Source organism: Thermotalea metallivorans (assembly GCF_001562415.1).
Classification (GTDB): domain Bacteria; phylum Bacillota; class Clostridia; order Peptostreptococcales; family Thermotaleaceae; genus Thermotalea; species Thermotalea metallivorans.
In genome coordinates this window covers 1-20,077 of record NZ_LOEE01000019.1, presented here as the reverse complement: position 1 = coordinate 20,077, position 20,077 = coordinate 1, and the positions used below count along the sequence as shown (strand labels likewise).

The following is a 20,077-nucleotide window of genomic DNA, read 5'->3' as shown; positions in this document are numbered from 1 at the left end:
TTTCGTATGGTGAAGAAAACCGAGGGAATGGACAGGGGGAGTTGAATGATAAAAATATTTAACAAAAATAAAAATATGGAGGAAATACTTTTACAGCCAAAAGAGGACCGGCGGCTGCTTTCCAATGTTCCTGATATAAGCAATTCCCGCACCAACAGGGACAGGCGAGGGGATAAATATACTGGTTCAGCAAGGGAGAATATTAATGATTTTATTGTTAATAACCAGGCAGGGATTCGGTATAAAGTCAACTATGATGTAATCGTAACTTATAAAAGAGGGGGAAAAAAAACATCCTTTCGTTGCTTGGGAAAAGATATTTCTATGACGGGCATTTTATTGCAGATTCAGGACAAAACCCATATTGAACACATGAAAGAAGCCCATAGGATATCCCTTAAATTTGAGATTATTCCTGGTTCCATGCCGGAAGGTATGGAAATGAAAGTGAAGATTCCTGCAAAAATTGCCAGAGTCAGCGAAACCTCCCTTGGAGAATATTTATGCGGTCTCGTTTTTGAAAAGGGATTGTCTGCATATTCCTATGCAAGAAAAGGCAGATATGCCCTTATGTTTTCCAGCTTGCTTTTGTTTTTTATCGTTGGGATTATCGTGCTGATGCGTGCCGAGAGCATTATTTACTTTAAATTCAACAAGTGGCTGTATTTGTATAGCATTATTGCGGCTGTTTTTTTGCTCAGCAAGTATTTCTTTGGATTTTTATACCGGGAAGTACCAATCGATATTGATTATACACCGGGGGTAAGTATCTTGATCCCATGTTTTAATGAAGAAAAATGGATACAAAAAACCATTCTAAGCTGCATTAACCAGGATTATCCTGTGGATCGGCTGGAAGTAATCATTATTGATGACTGTTCCACCGACAGATCCGTGGAAAAAATAGATGAAATTGTAAAAAAGCTGCATCATGAGGCGGAGCAGTTTCATGCAGGGGAACGTGTCAAATATATCGTGCAAAAGAAGAATGGTGGAAAAAGAGAAGCTCTTATACGGGGGGTATTGGAAGCGAAGCATGATTTAGTCGTTTTTGTGGATTCCGACAGTTTCTTAAATCCTTTTGCCATAAGGTCTTTAGTCCAGCCGTTTAAAGATCCCAAAATGGGAGGCGTTGCCGGCAGAACCGATGTTGCCAATACCTATACGAATATATTAACCAAAATGCAAGCTGTCCGTTATTATATTGCATTCCGTATGGTAAAAGCTTCTGAAGCTTATTTTGATGCAGTAACCTGCTTATCGGGCCCCTTGGCGTGCTATCGGAAGGAAATCATCCTGAAAAATAAGGAGGCATGGCTCAACCAAAGATTTTTGGGGCAGAAGGCTACTTTCGGCGATGATAGGTCCATGACAAACTTTGTACTAAGGCAATACAGGACCAGCTATCAGGATTCCGCCATCTGCGCTACCATTGCCAAGTAAATATAAAGTATTCCTAAAGCAGCAGATGCGGTGGAAGCGTTCATGGCTTCGGGAGTCCCTCATTGCCGGAACATTTATGTGGAAAAAGGAACCCTTTGCAGCTTTAACCTTTTATATGGGATTAGTCGTCCCCATTGCAGCACCTGTGGTAGTTGTATACAATTTTATTTATGTTCCCTTATTCTATCAGGTATTCCCTATGACATACCTGGTGGGTATCCTGTCAATGGCTTTGCTTATGAGTGCGGTGCAGTTGATGCTGAGAAAGAGTACAACATGGCTTTTCGGCTTTCTCTTTTGTTTATTCTATGAAGCAGTATTGCTATGGCAGATGCCCGTAGCTTGGTTTACTTTCTGGAAATCTACCTGGGGAACTCGCATGACGCCCAGCGATAAGCTGGAACAGCAGAAAAAAAGAAATAAAATGGAAAAAGCCAGTTGAAAAATTGGAAGATATAAATTTATATAATGGGGAATAAGAAAAACAAAAAAGCGATATAAAAATTTTTATATAAAGTATTGTGAGGTTGCCTATGAGTTTACTGCATTTGAATAAAGATCAAAAGAAAATATTCAGAAGTACGTTGGAAATCATTGTACTTATTGTCCTTACAGTAAAAGTCATCCAAGGGCTGTTTGTTTTTGCAAAATATGAGCCCTATGACAAACATGATCTTAAAATTTTGTCCGAAAAAGATAAAGGATTCATTGCGATCTCCTATCTGGCGGTGGACAGGGACGGTACTGCAGCAATGATTGGTGCAAAGAGACTTGAGGAGCATTTAAAAGCACTGCATGATAACGGATATGTCACCATTACCCAGGAAGACATAGAGAATTATTATAAGAATGGTGCTCCCCTGCCTGAAAAGTCCCTCTTTTTAATGTTCGAGGACGGACGCAGGGACACTGCTATATTTGCCCAAAAGATTATGGAAAACTATAATTATATCGGGACGATGCTAAGCTATGCAGATAAGTTTGACAACCGGGATATGAAATTTCTTTCGCCCGAGGATCTTAAGCATCTGGAGGGCAGCTCCTTTTGGGAACTGGGTACCAATGGATACCGTCTTTCGTATATTAATGTTTTCGATCGTTATCACCATTATTTAGGTGAGCTGAGTGCTGTTGAGTATTCGAGGATGCGCAAATATCTAGGCAGAAATTATAACCACTATCTTATGGATTATATCAGGGACGAATATCAGATCCCCAAAGAGAGCTATTCTGAAATGAAGGAAAGAATCAGCAATGATTACAGACGAATGGAAGAAATATATACTAAAAAATTGGGAAAAATTCCAAGACTATATGTGTTGATGCATTCCAATACAAGCAGCTATGGGAGCAATAAAACAGTAAGCAAAATTAACCGGGAATGGATGTCTAAGCTGTTCACCATGAATTTTAATCGAGAAGGCAATTCTTATAATAACAGAGAATGTGATATTTATGACCTTACCAGAATGCAGCCTCAAGCCTATTGGTATACAAATCATTTGCTAATGAGGATTGCCGATGATACAAAAGCAGCTATCCAATTTGTTTGGGGAAATGAAAAAGAGAAGGAATACTGGGAACTCATAAGGGGTGCAGCCGAATTTAGGGACTCTGAAATTGTTCTTACTTCCGTTCCACAGGGAAATGGATTGCTTCGCTTAAAAGACAGCAAAAATTACAAGAATATTAAAGTTTCTGCATCCATGACAGGCAATAAATTAGGCTCCCAAGCAATCTATCTAAGGGCAGATGAAGATTTGAAAAAATACGTGTGTGTGAATATCCAGAACAATTGGCTAATTATCAAAGAAAACGGCGAGGTATTATATAGTCTTGACTTCAATGACTTTGACGAAATTGAATTTCAATCGGTAGAAGAAAATAAACGGGAAGCTTTATGGGCTGAATATGCAATATATAAAGAAGGAAAATCATTTAAAAATGAGACCAATATGGAAAAGCAGTTCAAACCTTCTGAAAAGAAAGCAAGATCTGTTGAAGAAGGAGCCGAAAAGTATATACCAACCATAGAGATCAGCGAGGCAGGAAATCGAAAAGTTGATATTACCCTGTCCGATAACCGCCTGACTGTATATATTGACAATAGAAAAGCAATCGGTGATTTGCTCTTAAGCAAAAGGGATGGGGGCTATGTTTATCTTGAATCTGCCTGGGGAGCCTATGGGTACAGCCAAAGAAACATAGCAGATGATGTATATGACGGTGTTTTCAGAGATTTATTAATTACAGATATAACGGACAGTGATGAAAATAATGGCGATGGGTATGAGAAGAAAACGGTATTATATGATAACCGGCTGCATGGATTGGAAAAGACCGAAGCAACTATCAAAAAACAATGGAATGATTTAATCAATTGGTTTATAAAAACGTTCTAATGATATTTTTATATCAATGAATAATCATTATAAAATGACTTCATCATCGGGAGAATTTTAACCATAAATTTTAAAAGAAAAGGAGAAAAGAATTGATGAAGAAAAAGCTGGCCCTATGGCTTCTGTGTTTCGCTATTATCTTCCTTATGGGTTGTGGTAATAATTCAGACAAGAATACTAAGGAAAAGCTCCAGACAACCCCGAGGATAGAAGAAAGCGACAGTAGAAATACCGGAGAAAACAGGGAAGGAAGGAATAGGAAAATCTCCGTTTGGACGGTATACTGGGATACGGATATAATGGATGAACTTGATGCCATGGGAGAAAAGGTAGGTGTAATCTGTTATTTTGCAGCTTATTTTGATAAAGGGAAAAATCCATTTATCCCGAAAACTACAAAAGAAATCTATGAAATAGTAAAGAAAGCCTATGGGGATGGCCGCTATCAAAGTTATTTAACTTTTGTGAACGACCTTATTCAAGAAGATAATAAATCTTCATTGAAGGACACAAATTTATTATACTACCTGTTGTCTACGGAAGAAGGAAGAAGGTGCCATATTGATACTATACTTTCCATGGTTATGGCAGAGAGATATGATGGTATCGAAATCGATTATGAAGGCATTCAGGAGGATACTATCCTCTGGAACTATTTTATCCGCTTTATAGAACAGTTATATGCTTCCGCAGCAGAGAAAAATATCTTGGTACGAATTGTGCTGGAACCTGATGCACCTGTAAGGGAGTTGGCATTTCCAGAAGGGCCGGAATATGTTATGATGTGCTATAACCTTCATGGATATGGTACGAAACCCGGCCCAAAAGCCAATATTGATTTTCTAAAGATAATGATTGATAAAATGAAATATATTCCTGGAAAAATCAGCTTTGCAATCGCCACAGGCGGATTTGATTTTTATGGGGACGGGAAAGTAAAACAGGTTACGGAGGCGGATGTTCTTGACAAAATGAAGGAATATCATGGGAAATCCCGCAGGGATGCTTCGAGCCAAAGCATCGTATTCAACTATACGGATAGGGAAGGGATATCCCATGAAGTATGGTATGGGGATCATAAAACCATCGATGCATGGTTTGGCATTCTTGAAGAAGCGGGAGATTATGGTCTGTCATTGTGGCGTCTGGGCGGAAATATAACTATACAGCACTAAATAGTACAATCCTTACCTTACCTTGATGAAATATAGGTCAAGGGAATGCCTATATAATTTTCATAGGATAAAAGTTCCATCACTTTACGGACAATGTTCTAGTAATATTATCAATATACCGGCATAAATATGATATAAGAATTCCTGAGTGGGGTGATGATCTTGCAATCCAATAAAAGAGTTGACATCCGAAAAACCAGTATATTGACAGTGTATATGAAGGGAATCCTTTCCGCCTGTATTTTTTCTATCTTTGCGTTTATTTTAATGGCTTTATTGATTACATATACGAGTATATCTGAAGCGATTATCCCCATTGTAACTTCTATTGTCATGGTAATAAGCGTTGCCATGGGCGGCATGTACACAGGGTTCAAGTTAAAAAGGAAGGGATGGTTCCACGGAGCCATGGCAGGTTTATCCTTTGTGCTGTTGATCACTGCAATAGGGTGGGTTTTTTTAGATGATTTTTCAGTGGGAAGGCTGATGCTTTACAAGATGCTGACAGGAATGGCGGCAGGCGGTATTGGCGGCATGATCGGTGTAAATTTAAAATAAATGGCTTTTATAAAAGATAGGTTTATGTTATAATTTAGTAGAAATTACGATAGAGGAGGAGAAAAGGATGAAGCATATTCAGACATTAACAAATGCAACGTTAAAAAATAGTGCGGCAAAAGGCGGATGCGGAGAGTGTCAAACGTCTTGTCAATCGGCTTGTAAAACATCCTGTACAGTTGCGAATCAAACATGTGAAAATAAATAATACATACCTAAAAAAACAGCAATAGCATTGAGGTTGCTGTTTTTTTACTTGTCATAGAAAAAAAGTTTATATACAATAGAATAGTGGTTTATATCAATTAAAGGGAGGAGCATGAATGATACACAAATTTAAACAGGACGATGTAAGAATCGTTCTAGATGTGAATAGCGGCGCTGTTCATGTGGTTGATGAAATTGTTTATGATATATTGAATTATTATAGAGAAAAAAATAACGATGAAATCATCGCTTTGCTTGCTGGAAGGTATCCCAAGGAATCTATACGAGAAGCCATCGATGAGATTAGGACCTTGGAATCTGAAGGACTATTGTTTACAGAAGATGGCTATTCCAGTCATCCTGCATTTCTAAATAGAAAACCGGTTGTGAAAGCATTATGTCTTCATGTAGCCCATGACTGCAATATTCGATGCAAATATTGCTTTGCCTCCCAAGGAAACTTTAAAGGAGAAAGAAGCCTTATGCCGCTGGACGTGGGGAAAAAAGCTTTAGATTTTTTAATTGAGCACTCCGGTGCAAGAAAAAATCTAGAAGTGGACTTTTTTGGCGGGGAACCCCTTATGAATTTTGATGTGGTAAAGGAGCTTGTGAATTACGGGCGAAAAAGAGAGGCAGAAACGGGAAAAAGATTCAGATTTACTTTGACAACCAATGGGGTTTTGCTGAATGAGGACAATATGCAGTATATCAATGAACATATGGACAATGTGGTTTTAAGTATAGACGGAAGAAAAGAAGTAAACGATAATATGAGATATACAATCCACGGCAACGGAACCTATGACATGATTGTTCCTAAACTTTTAAAAATGGCGGAAATGCGAAATGGAAAAAGCTATTACGTACGAGGGACTTTTACACGGGATAACCTTGATTTTTCTTCCGATGTATTGCATTTGGCGGATTTGGGATTTAAAAATACTTCGGTGGAACCTGTGGTGGCAGAGGCAGACAAAGCCTATGCCATTCGGGAAGAGGACTTGGACTATATTTTTGAACAATATGAAACCCTTGCCAGAGAATATGTAAAAAGGCATAAGATGGGACAAGACTTTCATTTCTTTCACTTTATGATTGATTTATCTCAAGGTCCTTGTGTGATCAAAAGACTTACAGGTTGCGGCGCAGGAGCAGAGTATTTGGCCATCACACCGGAGGGAGATATCTATCCGTGTCATCAATTTGTGGGAAATGAAGCCTTCCGGATGGGAAATATTTTACATGGAGAATTTGAAAAGGAACTGCAAATTTCCTTTGGCAATGCCCATGTGTATAATAAAGAAAAGTGCAATGAATGCTGGGCAAAATTCTATTGTAGTGGAGGTTGCCATGCCAACGCTTATCATTTCCACAAGGATATCCATATACCCTACGAAATTGGCTGTCAAATGGAAAAAAAGAGAATTGAATGTTCACTCTTTATACAGGCAAAATTGATGAAAGGGGAGGCATGAAAATGATTTTGGAATATCAGGGAAATAAGCCCCAGATCCATGAAAGCTGTTATATAGCAGAAAACGCCGTAGTGATTGGACGAGTAAACATGAAGAAAAATGCAAATGTCTGGTATGGAACAGTGATTCGCGGGGATGGCAATGAAATTACCATCGGCGAAAATACTAATATCCAAGACAATTGTACCGTGCATATAAATGATGATATGCCCACGGTTATCGGAGATTATGTTACAGTGGGCCACGGGGCGATTGTCCATGCATGTACCATCGGCAATTGCGTACTGGTGGGAATGGGAGCGATTGTTCTCGACAGGGCGGAGATTGGAGATTATGTAATCATCGGTGCTGGATCTTTGATTCCGCCAGGAAAAAAAATTCCTTCGAATTCATTGGTTGTAGGCTCACCGGCAAAGGTGATCAGAGGGCTTACAGAAGAGGAAAAGGAACATTTAAGGCGATCTGCCGAAAAATATGTACAGTTGGCAAATGCCCATAAGAAAGAAAACAGATAGGGAAGGTGAATGGGGATGAACTTTAAAAATGTATTGGCCTTGTTGCTGATATTGGCAATTATCGCTGCATCTGCTATTATAGGCATCTATGGATTGGAAATAGGCAATGTAAAAATCAATCCTATCCGTGAATCCATGAGATTGGGACTGGACTTGAAAGGCGGCGTATTTGTGGTATTAGAGGCAGAGACAAATGCCACTGGTGATGATTTGGATAAAATCATGAATCAGACGAAGGAAGTCATAGAGCGCAGAGTAAATATTATGGGATTAACAGAGCCCAATATTGTTCGTGAAGGTGAAAAAAGAATAAGGGTTGAACTACCGGGTGCTCAAAATGCCAGTGATGCTATTGAAGCCATCGGAAAAACAGCCCAGCTTCAATTTATAAAACCCAACGGAGAAGTGGTTATTACAGGAAGTCAGGTAAAAAATGCAGAAGTGGTATTTGAAAAAGACCGCGGAAACATTCCGTCGGTTGCCCTCGAATTGAACAGCGAAGGGGCAAAGGCATTCCAAGAGGCCACAAGGGAACTGGCAGCGGCAACAAACATCAATGACAAAATCATTGCTATCGTACTGGACAACGATGTTATTTCAGCACCAGCTGTACAGAATGAGATACCCAACGGCAAAGCACTCATCACAGGAAATTTTACATTAGAAGAGGCTTCTGAATTGGCAGCCCTTATCAGGGGAGGAGCATTGCCGGTGAATTTGGTAGAGGTACAGACATCGGCCATAGGTCCGACCCTGGGGATAGATTCCTTAAACAAAAGCATCGATGCAGGAACAATTGGCATTATTCTGGTTTTTCTATTTATGTTGGTCTACTACAAATTGCCAGGTTTGATTGCCGACATTGCATTGGTGCTGTACACTTCTATTGTTTTATGGACAATGGTTGCCCTGAAGGCGACACTTACATTGCCGGGTATTGCTGGATTGATCCTTTCCATCGGTATGGCTGTAGATGCCAATGTCATCATATTTGAAAGAATTAAGGAAGAATTAAAGAACGGAAAAACTTTGAGAGCCTCTGTAAATGCAGGATTTTCCAGGGCCTTAACAACAATTATAGATTCCAATATCACCACAGTCATTGCAGCCTTGGTGTTGTTCCAATTTGGTTCGGGACCGATCAAAGGTTTTGCAGTGACGCTGATGATCGGTATTTTTGCCAGCATGTTCACTGCTGTGGTTGTTACTAAAATACTTTTAAAATTATTTATCAGTTTTGATGTATTTAGAAACACGAAATTATATGGGGCGTAGAAAGGAGTGGATACAGTGAAAATTGTAGAAAAAAGCAAATTATGGTTTGGTCTTTCTATTGCCATGATTGTGATTGGTTTGCTAGTGGGATTGTTCAGAGGTTTTAATTTAGGAATTGACTTTACTGGCGGAACAATGATGCAAATTCATATTGGCAAAACCATCAGCGTGGATGAAGCAAAGGATATTACATCGAAATTTGCTTTAGATGCAGATATTATCCATGCCGGTGATGAGAAACAAGAGATTATTATCAAGACCAAAAAAGATTTAAACAATGAACAGAGACAGGAAATATTTGATGCTTTTAAAGAAAAATATAATTTAACGGATAAAGATTTTAGACAGGCAGAGCAGTTTGGCCCTGCAATTGGCAGCGAAATCAGCAGAAGGGCTTTGCTTTCCATTATTATAGCTGCTGCAGGTATGCTTTTATATATAAGCTATAGATTTGAATTTAAGTTTGGCGTGGCCGGGATCATTGCGTTAATCCATGATGTACTGGTTGTGATTGCCATCTATGCCATATTTCAAATTCCCATGAACAGTTCTCTTGTGGCTGCAATCCTGACGGTCGTGGGTTACTCCATCAATGATACCATCGTTGTTTTCGACAGGATCCGAGAAAACATCAAATTTATGGGAAAAGCCAGCTATGGGGAAATTGCCAATCAAAGCATTACACAAACCTTATCCAGATCAATCAATACTTCATTGACAACTTTGCTTACGATTGTAACCCTGTATATTTTGGGAGTAGAATCGATTCAACAGTTTGCCCTTCCTTTAATTGCCGGAATTGCAACAGGTGCCTACTCCTCCATTTTCATCGCAAGCCCCATTTGGGTAATCTGGAAAAATTGGGAGAAAAATAGAGGGAAATATCGAACAATATCATAGGAATCGTTGATAAGGCAATAATATCAATAGCATATTATTGCCTTTTTTTCTGAAGATATAGATTTCCATCTATAAAATGAATAAATCTTAGAGGAGAAAAACATATTTTGCAGAATAAGTTCAATGTTATGAACGATTTTTATAATGGGGTGATTCTATGCAAATTTGGTTTATTATCTCACTTTTGTTTGCAATCCTAGTGGCATTATTTGCCGTAATGAACTCGGATCCGGTTATCATCAAGTGGTTTTGGGGAAAATACGAATTTTCTCAAGCAATTGTGATTTTGGGTTCAGCTGCCTTAGGGGCAATCATTGTAGCTTTTTTAGGGATTTTTCGGCAAATTACCCATGCCTTAAAAATCCGCGAATTGGAAGGGCACATCAAAAAACTGGAAAAAGAGAACGGCGATTTGCAGGAAGAGCTGGCAGCATGCAGCAACAAAAAAAATGAAGAGGGTGCTATGGAAAAATCTTTAGAAATGACTGGGGAAATCCGGGAAAAGACAGCAGAAAATAATGAAAGAATCTAACTATTGAATGCATTGGGAATATATCATATAATAGGTTGTGAGTGCTAAGTAGAAGGGACGTGTAGAAAGGGAATCTGTTTATGGTTTCATGGTGATACATCCGTTTTTCAGGGTTATGGCCTTTTACCAAAACAAACCTTTGCCTATTTCAACTTCAGAAACACGAGGAGGAATTGACATGGATTTAAAAGAAAAAATAAGAGTAATACCGGATTTTCCGGAGAAGGGGATCCGCTTCAAGGATATAACTACTTTATTGAAGGATGCAGATGCCTTTCGATATGCCATTGATCAATTTGCAAAAGACTTACAGGACAAGGAATTTGATTTAATTGTCGGCCCTGAATCCAGAGGGTTTATCATTGGGACGCCCTTGGCCTATGCGATGAAAAAGGGATTTGTACCTGTCAGAAAGCCAGGAAAGCTGCCTGGGGAAACCATTCGTTCTGAATATAAGCTGGAGTATGGCAGCGATATATTGGAAATACATAAGGATGCCATTCAACCCGGTCAGAAGGTCGTAATTGCTGATGATTTATTGGCTACGGGCGGAACTATTTTGTCTACGATCAAGCTGGTGGAAGAATTGGGTGGAGAAGTTGCAGGGGTACTGTTTTTGATAGAACTTACTTATTTGAACGGGAGAGAACTGTTAAAAGGTTATGATGTGAAAGCTTTGATTCAGTATTAGAATAGTGGTTGGAGATCCAACCACTATTCTATATCTTTTGACAAATTTGTGGATTGTCTACTATTTTTTTCATAACATTTGTTATATAATATATATAATATTTTTTAAAAAGCGATGATTCCATAATTATGTAGTACAAACAAGGTGATAAAATGTTAGAGAATTTATTGGCGAAAATTCAGCAGTATAATTCCAATAGTGACTTGAGCTTAATTATAAAGGCATATAATTTTGCAGAGAATGCCCATGAAGGACAGGTTAGGAAGTCAGGGGAAAAATATTTTGTACATCCCGTGGAAGTAGCGAAAATTTTAGTAGAGTTGGAGATGGATGATTCTACGATTATAGCGGGTTTATTGCACGATGTCATTGAGGATACAAAGTATGGATATGACCAGATCAAAAAAGAGTTTGGCGAGGAAATTGCCCTGTTGGTGGAAGGTGTTACAAAGCTTGGAACTCTGACCTATGAGACCAAGGAAGAAAGGCAAGCAGAGAGTTTGCGAAAAATGTTCATAGCCATGGCAAAGGATATCCGTGTGATTATTATTAAACTTGCCGATCGCTTGCATAATATGAGAACGTTGAAATATATGAACGAAAATAAAAAGAAAGAAAAGGCCATGGAAACCTTAGAGATTTATGCCCCCATTGCCCATAGACTCGGTATTTCCAAAATAAAATGGGAATTGGAGGATCTTGCTTTGCGTTATATAGACCCGGAGGGCTACTATGACCTTGTGGAAAAGGTTGCGAAGAAAAGACGGGAAAGGGAAGAATATATCAATCAGGTCATAAAGCAACTGGAAGAGGCCTTGAGGAGTGTGCAGATCAAATTTGAAATCAGCGGAAGGCCCAAGCATTTTTATAGTATTTATAGAAAAATGGTATATCAGCATAAAACCTTTGAAGAAATTTTTGACCTGACAGCTATACGCATTATTGTGGATACCGTAAAAGACTGCTATGGGGTTCTGGGAATTGTTCATACCATGTGGAAACCGATTCCTGGCAGATTTAAAGATTATATTGCCATGCCGAAGCCCAATATGTATCAATCCCTGCATACTACCGTCATCGGGCCCAAGGGAGAGCCTTTTGAAATTCAAATCCGGACTTGGGAAATGCATCGCATTGCTGAATATGGGATTGCAGCCCACTGGAAATACAAAGAAGGAAAAACCGGGGAAGAAGATTTTGATGATAAATTAAGATGGCTGCGGCAGCTGCTGGAATGGCAGAGGGATTTAAAAGATCCGAAAGAATTTATGGAATCATTGAAGATTGATTTATTTACCAATGAGGTGTTTGTTTTTACGCCAAAGGGAGATGTCATTGATTTGCCTGCGGGGTCAACGCCCATAGATTTTGCTTATAAAATTCACTCTGCAGTAGGAAATAGCTGTATTGGGGCTAAGGTTGATGGTAGAATTGTCCCTTTGGATTATAAGTTGAAAAACGGCAATATCGTTGAAATTTTGACATCCAGCCACAGCAACGGACCGAGCCGGGACTGGCTGAAATTTGTGAAAAGCACCCAGGCAAAAAACAGAATTCGACAATGGTTTAAAAAGGAGAGAAAAGAAGAAAATATTGAAAAGGGCAGGGAAATGCTTGAAAAGGAGATTCGAAGAAACGGCTATGACATACAGGCCCTTTTGAAACCCCAATGGTTAAATGTACTGGTAAAAAAATTCAATTTTAATGGCATTGAGGATCTCTATGCGGCCATCGGTTATGGCGGAATTATGCTCAATCAGGTAATTCCAAAGTTGAAGGAGATGTACAAGCAAGGCCAAAAAGAAGAAAAAACCATAGAAGATTCTCTTACTGTGCATAGCAAGCAATATAAGCCAAAACAAGATAAAAAGGATACCCAAGGGGTAAAAGTCAAAGGCATTGACAATATCCTTGTAAGATTTGCAAAATGCTGCAATCCTGTACCAGGGGATGATATTATTGGTTTTATTACGAGAGGAAGAGGTGTATCCGTTCATCGCAAGGATTGTGTAAATGTGGTGAATGAAACGGATGCTGTAGATAGATTCATTGAAGTGGAATGGGATGAGGGCAGACAAATATCTTATCAGTCAGAAATCCAGATTATTGCGGCAGACAGAAAAGGTTTATTGTCGGAGATTACTAATGTGCTGTCTGAAACCAAGCTGACGGTTACGGCCGTGAATGCGCGGACAAATCGAGAAAAGATTGCCATCATTAATTTGACGGTAGAGATCACCAATGTGAACCAGTTGGACAAATTAATCAATAAAATACGAAATATGCAAGGAGTTATCGATGTATACAGGGTAACTTCATAAAAAATAGAGAGAGGAGACAGAGCATGCGGGCAGTAGTACAACGGGTCAGCAGTGCCAGTGTAACAGTTGACAATAAAATCACAGGAAAAATCGGAAAAGGCTTTTTGGTTTTGTTGGGCGTAGAAGAAGAGGATGATGAAAAAGATTTGGAATATATGGTAGAAAAGGTTACAAACCTCAGGATATTTGAAGATGAAAATGAAAAAATGAATCTTTCTCTAAAAGATATCCGTGGGGAATTGCTTGTGGTTTCTCAATTTACTCTATTGGGCGACTGCCGCAGGGGCAGGAGGCCAAGTTTTTCCACGGCGGCAAAGCCGGAAAAAGCCAATGCGTTTTACTTAAAATTTGTTGAAAAATGCAGAGAAAGCGGTTTAGCAGTTGAAACAGGTGTATTTCAGGCCCATATGGAAGTAAACCTATGCAATGATGGACCTGTGACCCTGTTGATTGATAGCAAAAAAACCTTTTAGCTTAGGAGGAAATGGTCTTGATCATCGAAAGGATACTTGCAGGCATATATGCCACAAACTGTTACGTGATTACTTGTGAAGATACAAAAAAAACAGCAATTATCGATCCCGGTGGAGATGGGGACGATATAGTAAGCTATATTGACAAAAATGGATTTGACCCTGTCTTCATCATTTTAACCCATGGTCACGGGGACCATATTGGCGCGGTGAATGAAATTAAGCAAAAGAAAGGGATTCCCGTGTTCATCCACAAAGATGATGGGGAAATGCTGGGCAATGCCGATAAAAATCTTACGAGCTTCATGAGCGGACCCAAGATAGAATTCATGCCGGATACATTATTAAAAGATGGGGATGCGATTGAACTGGGAAATTTAAAACTCCATATCATTCATACGCCGGGGCATACCCGCGGCAGCATCTGCATCAAAGTGAATGATGTGGTTTTTACAGGAGATACGCTGTTTGCAAATTCCATTGGCAGAACAGATTTGGAGGGAGGCTCCTTTGAATTAATTATTGATTCGATTAAAAGAAAACTGTTGGTGCTGGATGATGAGATAAAGGTTCTGCCAGGCCATGGACCGGCAACCACCATTGGTATGGAAAGGATGATGAATCCCTTCATCAATCGATAAACAATGCATATCCCTGAAGAAGAATGGTCAGAATAATCAATAGATGATTTCTTCGGGGAGGTTATGCCATGGCAAAACGAATTGGAGATTATATTAGCAACCGAAATAGGGAGAGATTGAAGGATATTGATTTTCATGATTTTATGGACATGATTGATTCCGGCCTTAATGATGAAGAAATTGCAAAGGAATTGGGCGTTCATAGACAATATGTAGAGAAATTAAAGCAGGAAATGAAAAAGGATTATTAGGCAAGGGGAATGGAAATGATGAAAGTCTTGTTGAAAGGGCATGATTACAAATACGAGGTAGGAGAACTGCTGAAGTTGTTTGTGCCCGGCAATCGGATTCAATTTTTGAATGAAAAAGCTTTGGGAGATAACCAAAGCTTTTTATTAGTAAGCAGCTTATGGAAAAAAGGAGAAGGTGTCATAGCTGAATGCGGCTTGTTCTGTGGGAGCAAGCAGATTTTAAGTAAAAAGTTATCTTATAAAGATGTAGATACTCTAGGGCATGAGGGACCCAAAGGAATCAAAAGGGCAATAAAATTATCGATTTTTCATGTTTTGTCCGAGCACTTTCATATGAGCCCGCCCTGGGGAATCCTCACAGGCATCAGACCCAGCAAGATTGTCCATGAGTTGATGGATCAGGGAATGGATGGAAACGCCATTGAGCAACAGTTAAGGGATGATTATAAGATCAGCAGGGAAAAAATAAATTTGGTGATGGAAATTGCCCTAAGAGAAAGGGCTATCCTTGAATCAAATGATGCCTTGCACTACAGCTTGTATATCAGCATCCCCTTTTGTCCTACCAGATGTGTTTATTGTTCTTTTCCGTCAAATCCTGTGGGGAATGAAAAAAGGGATTTGGTATCATCCTATTTGGATGCCCTGTATTTTGAAATCAGAGAAACGGGAAAGTTGCTCCAAAGCTTGGGAAGGAAAGTAGATACCCTATATATTGGCGGTGGAACCCCGACGGTCTTAGGGGCCCATGATTTGGATCGGCTCATCAGGGAGGTCAAAGAATATTTTGATTTCAGTGAGGTAAGGGAAATCACCGTAGAAGCCGGCAGACCCGATACAATTGACCGGAAGAAGCTAATGGTCCTAAAGGAGCATGGGGTAGGCCGGATCAGCATCAATCCCCAAACCATGAATGAAATTACCCTGGAACGAATGGGAAGGAGCCATTCACCTCAAGCCATCAAGGATGCCTATGCTTTAGCAAAAACGGTGGGATTTCAAACGATCAATATGGATCTGATCATCGGCTTGCCCGGTGAAACACCGGAGATGGTTGAGGAAACCATGAAGGATTTGTTGGAAATGAAGCCGGAGAATATCACAGTCCATACATTGGCGGTAAAAAAAGCTTCCAAATTGAAGGAAAACTTGGAAGCATTTGAGCTGGCCCAGGAAGAACAGGCAAAAAAAATGCTGGGAATTGCAGAAGGATATGCCCGACAAATGGGATTGCATCCTTATTATATGTACCGACAGAAATATATGGTGGGGAATTTGGAAAATATAGGATACTGTTTGCCGGGTCATGCTTGCAGATACAATATACAAATTATTGAGGAAAGACAGTCCATTATTGCCCTTGGGGCGGGGGCAATATCAAAGATATACTATTCCCATGAAAACCGATTGGAGCGAGTTCCTAATGTAACCAATGTGGAACAATATATACAAAGGGTAGAAGAAATGGTAGAAAAGAAAAGAATTGAGCTGGAAAAACAGGAAACCGTCTTGACAGGCAATAGGACCTAAATTATAATAATATAAATTAGTATATGAAAAAAGTGATGATAAGGAAGAGTAGATATAAGCCTCTTTTCAGCGAGTTGAGGACTGGTGCGAGCTCAATACTGCAGGTTATATCGAAAGACACCTTTGAGCTTGCAGTCTGAAAGCCATCGTAGGACTGCACGTAGTTCGGCGTTAACGAATTGGAGTGGGAATTTCCAAAAAGGGTGGCACCGCGGGATATAAACTTCTCGTCCCTATGATACTGTGGGATCGGGGAGTTTTTCATTTTCTAAATGAATAGAGGAGGGGTATGATGCTTACACAAGCACCGAGAGGAACAAAGGACATATTGCCCAGTGACGCATATAAATGGCAATATGTAGAAAAACTTTTTCGAGATGTATGTGAAAAATTCGGATACAAGGAAATTCGAACACCAGGATTTGAACATACGGAGCTGTTTAAAAGGGGCGTTGGGGAAACAACGGATATTGTTCAAAAAGAAATGTATTCTTTTAAAGACAACGGGGGGAGGGAAATCACCTTGAAGCCGGAAGGTACGGCTCCCGTGGTGAGGGCTTTCATTGAGCATAAGCTGTATGCGGATACACAACCTACGAAATTGTATTATATAACCCCTTGTTTTCGATATGAAAGACCCCAGGCGGGCAGGTTGAGGGCATTCCATCAGTTCGGCGTAGAAGTGTTTGGAGCAGATAATGCCTCCATTGATGCGGAAGTCATTGCCATTGCGATGATGTTCTATCGCCAATTGAGCATCACCAACTTGGAACTGAGGATCAACAGCATTGGCTGCCCTGAATGCAGAGGAAAGTATAATGAAACACTAAAAACCTTTCTAAAGAGCAAACTTGGCCATTTATGCAAAACTTGCCAAGATCGATATGAAAGAAACCCTATGCGTATTATCGATTGCAAAGTTGAATCCTGTAAGGAGGAGCTGAAGGATATTCCTTTGATGCTGGATCATATATGCTCCGACTGCAAAGAGCATTTTGAGCGTTTGAAAGAAAGCTTGGAGCTCATGGGAATTTCCTATCAGGTGGATCCCACAATCGTTCGAGGATTGGATTATTACAGGAGAACAGCCTTTGAAATCGTATCCTATGAAATAGGCTCCCAAAGTACAGTATGCGGTGGGGGACGATATGATGGGCTGGTGGAAGCTTTGGGAGGACCGGCGGTGCCGGGGGTTGGTTTTGGCATGGGCATAGAAAGGTTATTGCTGACTTTAGAAAATAACCATATTGAAATACCTCGGCCCAAAGGATTAGACATCTTTATAGCCACATTGGGCGAAAAGGCTGGAAGAGAGGCTACACGGTTATTGTACAAACTGAGAATGGCAGGTATTTCAGGCGATAAAGATCATATGAACAGGAGTTTGAAAGCCCAGTTCAAATATGCAGATAAGTTGAATGCCTCCTATACCATTGTAATAGGGGAAGATGAACTGGAGAAAGATGCTGTGGCTTTGAAAAATATGAAAACCGGTGATCAGGTGGAGATAAAATTAAGCAATATTCTCTGTGAGTTAAAGGACAGATTAGGCAAGGAGGAATAAAAATGGCAGAATCATTGGGAAATATGAAGAGAACCCATATGTGCGGAACCCTTGGGCCCCATCATATTGATGAAGAGGTCACCTTAATGGGATGGGTACAAAAAAGAAGAGATTTGGGAGGGCTCATCTTTGCTGATTTAAGAGATAGGGCAGGGATTGTCCAAATTGTATTTGATAAGGATATTTCAGAAGAAGCCTTTGCAAAAGCTGAAAAAATTAGAGGCGAATATGTTATTGCCATCCGTGGGGTGGTGAAGAGAAGGCATGCGGTAAATCCCAATTTGCCTACAGGAGAAATTGAGGTCTTTGCCAGTGAAATGAAAATTCTGTCGGAGGCCCAAACACCGCCTATCTATATAGAGGATGAAGATGATGTATCGGAAAATCTGCGATTGAAATATAGATACTTAGATTTGCGAAAGTCTAGAATGCAGAAAAACCTCATGTTCAGACACAAGGTAGCAAAGGTTGTCAGGGATTTTTTGGATGAAAATGGTTTTATCGAGGTAGAAACACCCATGCTGACAAAGCCCACGCCGGAAGGGGCCAGGGATTATCTGGTACCCAGCAGGGTAAATCCGGGGAAGTTCTATGCCCTGCCCCAGTCACCCCAATTGTTTAAACAACTGTTGATGGTATCCGGTATGGACAGGTATTTTCAGATTGTAAAATGTTTTAGGGATGAGGACTTAAGGGCAGACAGACAACCGGAATTTACACAAATTGATATTGAGATGTCCTTTGTGGATGTGGAGGAGGTTTTGGCCATAAATGAAAAACTTCTGCAAAGGATTTTTAAAGAAACCATGGGGATTGACATTGAAATTCCATTGCAAAGAATGTCCTACCGTGAAGCCATGGAAAGATACGGCTCCGATAAGCCTGACGTTCGATTTGGGTTTGAACTGAAGTGCATCAATGACATTGCTGAAAATTGCAGTTTTAAGGTATTTGCAGATACAGTAAAGAACGGTGGAGACGTGAGAGGCATTAATGTAAATGGTTATGGAAACCGATTCAGCAGAAAAGATATTGGGAAATTAGAGGATTACGTAAAAACCTATGGGGCGAAGGGACTTGCATGGATCAAAGTCACGGAAGAAGGTGTAAATTCTCCCATCGGAAAGTTTTTTCATGATGCAGAAATGGATAAAATCCTCCAAAGATTTGATGGAAAACCAGGAGATTTGTTGCTGTTCGTTGCCGACAAGCCCAGTGTTGTATTGGATGCCTTGGGCCATTTAAGGGTAGAAATAGCAAAACAGTTGGGGATATTAAATAAAGACGAGTACAAACTCCTCTGGGTCACAGAATTCCCCCTTTTCGAATATGATGAGGAGGAAGGAAGATATGTGGCAAAACACCACCCCTTTACATCGCCTATGGAAGAAGATCTGGAATTGCTGGAAACAGCACCGGAGCAAGTGAGGGCAAAAGCTTATGACATTGTATTGAACGGCATCGAGTTGGGAGGAGGAAGCATTCGTATTCATAGTACCGAGCTGCAGCAAAGAATGTTTAAAGCATTGGGCTTTACAACAGCGCAAGCCTGGGAAAAATTCGGCTTTCTGTTGGAAGCCTTCCAATATGGTACACCACCCCATGGAGGAATCGCCTATGGGTTGGATCGTTTAGTCATGTTGTTAACAGGAAATGACAGCATCAGAGAAGTCATTGCTTTTCCAAAAACACAAAATGCATCATCTCCTATGACGGAGGATCCTTCTGTTGTTGAGGAAAGGCAATTAAAAGAATTGCACATACGAGTTGTTTTGGACCAAAACCAATAAGACAAGCGGGCACCGACAGGTGTCCTCCGGAACTTGCAGGCAAACCCTTGAGATTTGCCTTCCTGCTCAGACCTGCGCCGCTTTTCTGCATAAAAAACAAGGAAAAAAAAGCGGCTTACTGATTCGCGACGAAGCCGAAACCTCAAGGGTTTCGCTCATCCTATTGTTTTTTTACAGACAGAGAAGGCGCCGAAAGGGGCCTTCTTTATGTGCGCCCGGCATGGGCAGTAACTTGGCGGTGAAAGTCCGCTATGGGCTTGGCAGTGGGAACCATTAGCCAAAGGCAAGGGTGTCCATCGTGAGGTGGAATCTGAAGGAAGCCGGAGGCAAAGTC

19 protein-coding genes and 1 other annotated feature are annotated in these 20,077 nt (G+C 40.2%); all 19 genes read left to right on the top strand.

The genetic code is table 11. From position 1 onward, the window contains the following. Positions 1-45: 45 nt before the first annotated feature. The 19 genes from AN619_RS02620 (at position 46) to aspS (ending at position 19,743) form a co-directional block, all read left to right on the top strand. Positions 46-1,443: a glycosyltransferase family 2 protein gene (locus AN619_RS02620; protein WP_242867287.1), complete on the top strand. Its 1,398-nt coding sequence runs from the start codon at positions 46-48 to the stop codon at positions 1,441-1,443. A 25-nt stretch (positions 1,444-1,468) separates the two neighbouring features. Then, positions 1,469-1,885, top strand: a complete 417-nt coding sequence (locus AN619_RS16280; protein WP_242867285.1) for a hypothetical protein — start codon at positions 1,469-1,471, stop codon at positions 1,883-1,885. A 91-nt stretch (positions 1,886-1,976) separates the two neighbouring features. Continuing rightward, positions 1,977-3,845: a glycoside hydrolase gene (locus AN619_RS02615; RefSeq protein WP_068554835.1), complete on the top strand. Its 1,869-nt coding sequence runs from the start codon at positions 1,977-1,979 to the stop codon at positions 3,843-3,845. Between the two features lie 95 nt (positions 3,846-3,940). Further along, a complete protein-coding gene (locus tag AN619_RS02610; protein ID WP_068554832.1) occupies positions 3,941-5,020 on the top strand; it encodes a glycoside hydrolase family 18 protein in 1,080 nt (359 codons plus the stop codon). A 162-nt stretch (positions 5,021-5,182) separates the two neighbouring features. Next, the gene (locus AN619_RS02605) at positions 5,183-5,578 is read left to right on the top strand and encodes a TIGR04086 family membrane protein (RefSeq protein ID WP_068554830.1); all 396 of its coding nucleotides are present in this window, start codon (positions 5,183-5,185) and stop codon (positions 5,576-5,578) included. A gap of 67 nt (positions 5,579-5,645) precedes the next feature. Beyond that, on the top strand, positions 5,646-5,786 hold the full coding sequence (scfA, locus tag AN619_RS02600) for a six-cysteine ranthipeptide SCIFF (protein WP_068554829.1): 141 nt from the start codon (positions 5,646-5,648) through the stop codon (positions 5,784-5,786). A 115-nt stretch (positions 5,787-5,901) separates the two neighbouring features. Then, on the top strand, positions 5,902-7,260 hold the full coding sequence (scfB, locus tag AN619_RS02595; RefSeq protein ID WP_068554827.1) for a thioether cross-link-forming SCIFF peptide maturase: 1,359 nt from the start codon (positions 5,902-5,904) through the stop codon (positions 7,258-7,260). Positions 7,261-7,262: 2 nt separating this feature from the next. Then, on the top strand, positions 7,263-7,775 hold the full coding sequence (locus AN619_RS02590; RefSeq protein WP_068554824.1) for a gamma carbonic anhydrase family protein: 513 nt from the start codon (positions 7,263-7,265) through the stop codon (positions 7,773-7,775). A gap of 15 nt (positions 7,776-7,790) precedes the next feature. Continuing rightward, complete coding sequence (secD, locus tag AN619_RS16275) at positions 7,791-9,050, top strand: protein translocase subunit SecD (protein WP_068554823.1); 1,260 nt, start codon at positions 7,791-7,793, stop codon at positions 9,048-9,050. A 15-nt stretch (positions 9,051-9,065) separates the two neighbouring features. After that, complete coding sequence (secF, locus tag AN619_RS16270; RefSeq protein WP_068554821.1) at positions 9,066-9,950, top strand: protein translocase subunit SecF; 885 nt, start codon at positions 9,066-9,068, stop codon at positions 9,948-9,950. Positions 9,951-10,107: 157 nt separating this feature from the next. Continuing rightward, positions 10,108-10,482 (top strand): LapA family protein, encoded by a 375-nt coding sequence (locus tag AN619_RS02575; RefSeq protein WP_068554819.1) that lies wholly within the window; start codon positions 10,108-10,110, stop codon positions 10,480-10,482. 178 nt (positions 10,483-10,660) lie between these two features. Further along, positions 10,661-11,173, top strand: a complete 513-nt coding sequence (locus AN619_RS02570) for an adenine phosphoribosyltransferase (RefSeq protein ID WP_068554817.1) — start codon at positions 10,661-10,663, stop codon at positions 11,171-11,173. 152 nt (positions 11,174-11,325) lie between these two features. Then, positions 11,326-13,494 (top strand): RelA/SpoT family protein, encoded by a 2,169-nt coding sequence (locus tag AN619_RS02565; protein WP_068554815.1) that lies wholly within the window; start codon positions 11,326-11,328, stop codon positions 13,492-13,494. A 23-nt stretch (positions 13,495-13,517) separates the two neighbouring features. Continuing rightward, entirely contained in the window at positions 13,518-13,967 is a 450-nt protein-coding gene (gene dtd / locus AN619_RS02560; RefSeq protein ID WP_068554813.1) for a D-aminoacyl-tRNA deacylase, read from the top strand. 11 nt (positions 13,968-13,978) lie between these two features. Further along, on the top strand, positions 13,979-14,608 hold the full coding sequence (locus AN619_RS02555) for an MBL fold metallo-hydrolase (RefSeq protein WP_157064883.1): 630 nt from the start codon (positions 13,979-13,981) through the stop codon (positions 14,606-14,608). A 68-nt stretch (positions 14,609-14,676) separates the two neighbouring features. Then, the gene (locus AN619_RS02550) at positions 14,677-14,859 is read left to right on the top strand and encodes a helix-turn-helix domain-containing protein (RefSeq protein WP_068554809.1); all 183 of its coding nucleotides are present in this window, start codon (positions 14,677-14,679) and stop codon (positions 14,857-14,859) included. Positions 14,860-14,874: 15 nt separating this feature from the next. Beyond that, complete coding sequence (hemZ, locus tag AN619_RS02545) at positions 14,875-16,389, top strand: coproporphyrinogen dehydrogenase HemZ (protein ID WP_068554807.1); 1,515 nt, start codon at positions 14,875-14,877, stop codon at positions 16,387-16,389. Between the two features lie 26 nt (positions 16,390-16,415). Further along, positions 16,416-16,627 (top strand) — a binding site (T-box leader). Positions 16,628-16,681: 54 nt separating this feature from the next. Then, positions 16,682-17,953, top strand: coding sequence for a histidine--tRNA ligase (hisS, locus tag AN619_RS02540; RefSeq protein WP_068554805.1), 1,272 nt, complete (start codon positions 16,682-16,684; stop codon positions 17,951-17,953). 2 nt (positions 17,954-17,955) lie between these two features. Further along, entirely contained in the window at positions 17,956-19,743 is a 1,788-nt protein-coding gene (gene aspS / locus AN619_RS02535; RefSeq protein ID WP_068554803.1) for an aspartate--tRNA ligase, read from the top strand. The last annotated feature ends 334 nt before the right edge of the window (positions 19,744-20,077 follow it).